Genomic DNA, 3,040 nt, shown 5'->3' on the forward strand with positions numbered 1-3,040 from the left:
TGAGTGTATTAAAAAACTGAACATAAATACGCCAGTTCACGTGTTACCAAACGGTTTCAGGAGCGACCTCTTCTATGCCCAGGATCCTGCCACGTGCAGGGACTACCTCAACCTGCCCCGAGACAAAAAGATCCTTCTTACCGTGGCAAACCTGGAGCCCGTGAAAGGCCAAAAATATCTCATCGAGGCGATTGGTGAAATCGTTCAGGAAAGAGGGGATATTCTGTGCATCATTGTCGGCAGGGGAGGGTTAGAAAATACTCTAAGGCAACAGGTCCATTCTCTTGGTCTAGCAGATTATGTCCTACTCGCCGGTGGGAAACCTCATATTGAGGTGCCTCTCTGGATGAATGCTGCAGATCTGTTTGTCCTGCCAAGCCTCAACGAAGGCAACCCGACAGTTATGTTTGAAGCGCTAGGATGCGGAAAACCGTTTGTGGGTACCCGGGTAGGCGGGATACCAGAAATTATAACCTCTGAGGACTACGGACTGCTAGTCAAACCTGCCAGCGTGCAGGATCTGGCAGAAAATCTGCTCATCGCGCTTGACAGGGACTGGGACAATGAGAAGATTGCTTCATATGCTCAGCAGTATTCCTGGGAAAATATTGCTAAGAAGGTTGTTTGGATCTACAATGAGTTTCTTTAGAGAATCGTCTCCTTCCTTTGTAATACGGATCAAATCTCTCCAGAATCTTTGCTCTAATTATAATGTATTTTGGTAGATCTCTTCTAACGTGGCGGCGACCTTATCCCACTGGTAATTCTCTGCTTTTTTTCTGTTGTTACCCGATATACACTTCCTTAACTGCTCATCCCGCAGAAGTGTTAGCAGTGCCTCGGCAATCTCCTGCGGGTTTTCCGTCTCCACCAGGTATCCATTTACGTTATTTTCGATGATTTCCGGCACACCTCCCACGCGTGTCGCAATAACAGGCAAGCCACTGGCCATTGCTTCGAGAATTGTGACTGGGAAACCTTCGGATAAACTAGGAAGGACCAATACATCAGCATGAACCATGCAATCCTGAACCCTCTCATGTGGAACCGCCCCAACAAACTCAACACACTCCCTTATTCCAAGATTATCTGTCAGATGTTCGAGACGATCTCTTTCTTCACCATCACCAACAAGAGTCAGTTTCACTTCGGGCAGTTCTCGGTGGACTATACTCATCGCACCGAGGAGATACTGGACGCCCTTGACTGAATGCAGGCGCCCAACAAATAGAACCTTTCCACCATGGATTTCCGCCTCTCTTCGCCTCGCGGAATCCTTCCCCGGATCGATCCCATTCGGCACCACGACAGTATCCCTGTCGTACATTGCCTGCATAATCTTTTTCATATCCTCGGTGAGCGCGATCGCTATACCAGCGTTTTTTAGAACTGCCTTCGCGGTTAATTTGACGTACCACTCCGGGTGATACACATCTAACCCTCTTCCATAGACCACATAGGGGATCTTTAGCAGTTTATTTGAGAGAAGAGCAGGTATCCCACTATTGAGACTCTGGGCATGGACGATATCTGGTCTAATCATCTGTATTGCCCTGACGATATCAACCCAGAAGATCACGCCACCAGGGAAGTGACTCTTGATCTTAGGTAACCGATGGATGTGAAATCCATTTTCATAACTCTCCTCCGGCAGTCCCTCATCCAGGGGCGTGATCACGTGCACCTCATGTCCGCGTTTTGCAAGGTGTTCTGCCAGGTGGTACGTTGCGACCTCCGTCCCTCCAAACCATTTTGGGAGGAAACAGGGTATTAAGATTGCAATTTTCATCTATTACTCCTCATTATGGGAACCTCCGCTACGTGAAAATATACTATTTGCCAAGTCATCACAAGCAGTAGAATCTATCTTTTGCAAATATGGATCGAACCATCCGTGAAAAGGTAATAATACGATTGTTTCGAAACCACCGTTCGGGATGTAGATGGAGGAGCACCTAGTGCAGGCGAAGTCATTCTGTATGCATTTCCATGTCAATATCCATCTCATTTATGAGGCGGTTTTAATCGCAGATATTTTCTGTTTGACAGTAATTTAGAGGTTTTGATTTGAAGTTAGGTATCTGAAGGAGAACGTCCCTAACGTTAGCGTCTCAGAATTCCTGTAATTTGCCTGAGCCCCGTTTCCTTGCCTGATCACTCCTCCTTTATCGCCAAATACCTCAGCGACCCGCCCTTCATTAATATCTATCAGGATGAACCCGACCAATCTCATGAGCGACGTTTCGCTGGAAAATGACCCTACGACTCTGACCCTCAGTTTCGGTTCCTTATTGGTTGACTTATTCCATCATGATGGAAGCAATCCGATTCGTTTTCATCCACGCGTCCTAAGGCTACGCCTCATGAGGTTTCAGGAATATCATGGCCTGGAGTTTTACCAAAGGGGATATTATACTTTAAGGCGGCCTTGAGCATAGTGAAGTGACCTCAATGCGTTTCGCTCCTCTTTGTAACCTTCCTTTGCTTGTTGGCACCTCCCGCACCTATGTTCAGTGCAATCGCCTTTTGATACACCTCCTCCACTGCCTCAGCGACCCTATCCCAGGTAAACATTTCCACTTTCTCTCTGTTATTAGCGGATATTTCTTCCTGAATCTCATCGTTCTGCAAAAGGACCAGTAATCTATCTGCAATTTCTTCAGAGTTCTTTGCGTTGACAAGGTATCCATTCACTCCTTCCTCTACAATGTCAGGGTTTCCTCCAACATTCGTTGCAACGATAGGCAGTCCTGCAGCCATAGCCTCTAAAAGTACAACCGGAAGACCCTCAGAGAGGCTTGGCAGTACAAATACATCTGCCTGATGCATGAGTTGGGGTATACTTTCCTGCGGTACCTGGCCTGCAAATTGTATGCAGCCGTTCAGATTCAGCTTCTCCGCGAGTTCATCCAACCTTGATCTCTCTATACCGTCACCCACAATAACCAGTTTGACATCTGGTATCTCCTGATGTACAATAGCCACCGCTTCAATCAGATACTGAACCCCCTTCACTGGGTGCAACCTGCCTACAAAGACA

3 protein-coding genes are annotated in these 3,040 nt (G+C 47.0%); 1 reads left to right on the plus strand and 2 read right to left on the minus strand.

Annotated features, from left to right (window positions below):
- A partial coding sequence (locus EI28_RS12355; protein ID WP_048115266.1) for a glycosyltransferase occupies positions 1–649 on the plus strand: 649 nt, incomplete at its 5' end.
- A gap of 57 nt (positions 650–706) precedes the next feature.
- Here EI28_RS12355 and EI28_RS12360 read toward each other — a convergent pair.
- On the minus strand, positions 707–1,789 hold the full coding sequence (locus tag EI28_RS12360) for a glycosyltransferase family 4 protein (RefSeq protein ID WP_048115269.1): 1,083 nt from the start codon (positions 1,787–1,789) through the stop codon (positions 707–709).
- A 659-nt stretch (positions 1,790–2,448) separates the two neighbouring features.
- The coding region (locus tag EI28_RS12365) for a glycosyltransferase family 4 protein (protein ID WP_082223177.1) at positions 2,449–3,040 on the minus strand (592 nt) is incomplete at its 5' end.

This window comes from Methanoculleus sp. MH98A (genome assembly GCF_000691865.1).
Taxonomy (GTDB): domain Archaea; phylum Halobacteriota; class Methanomicrobia; order Methanomicrobiales; family Methanoculleaceae; genus Methanoculleus.

Excerpts from the sequence above, each read along its gene's own strand:
- EI28_RS12360 (WP_048115269.1), bottom strand. The coding sequence starts at position 1,789 with ATGAAAATTGCAATCTTAATACCCTGTTTCCTCCCAAAATGGTTTGGA.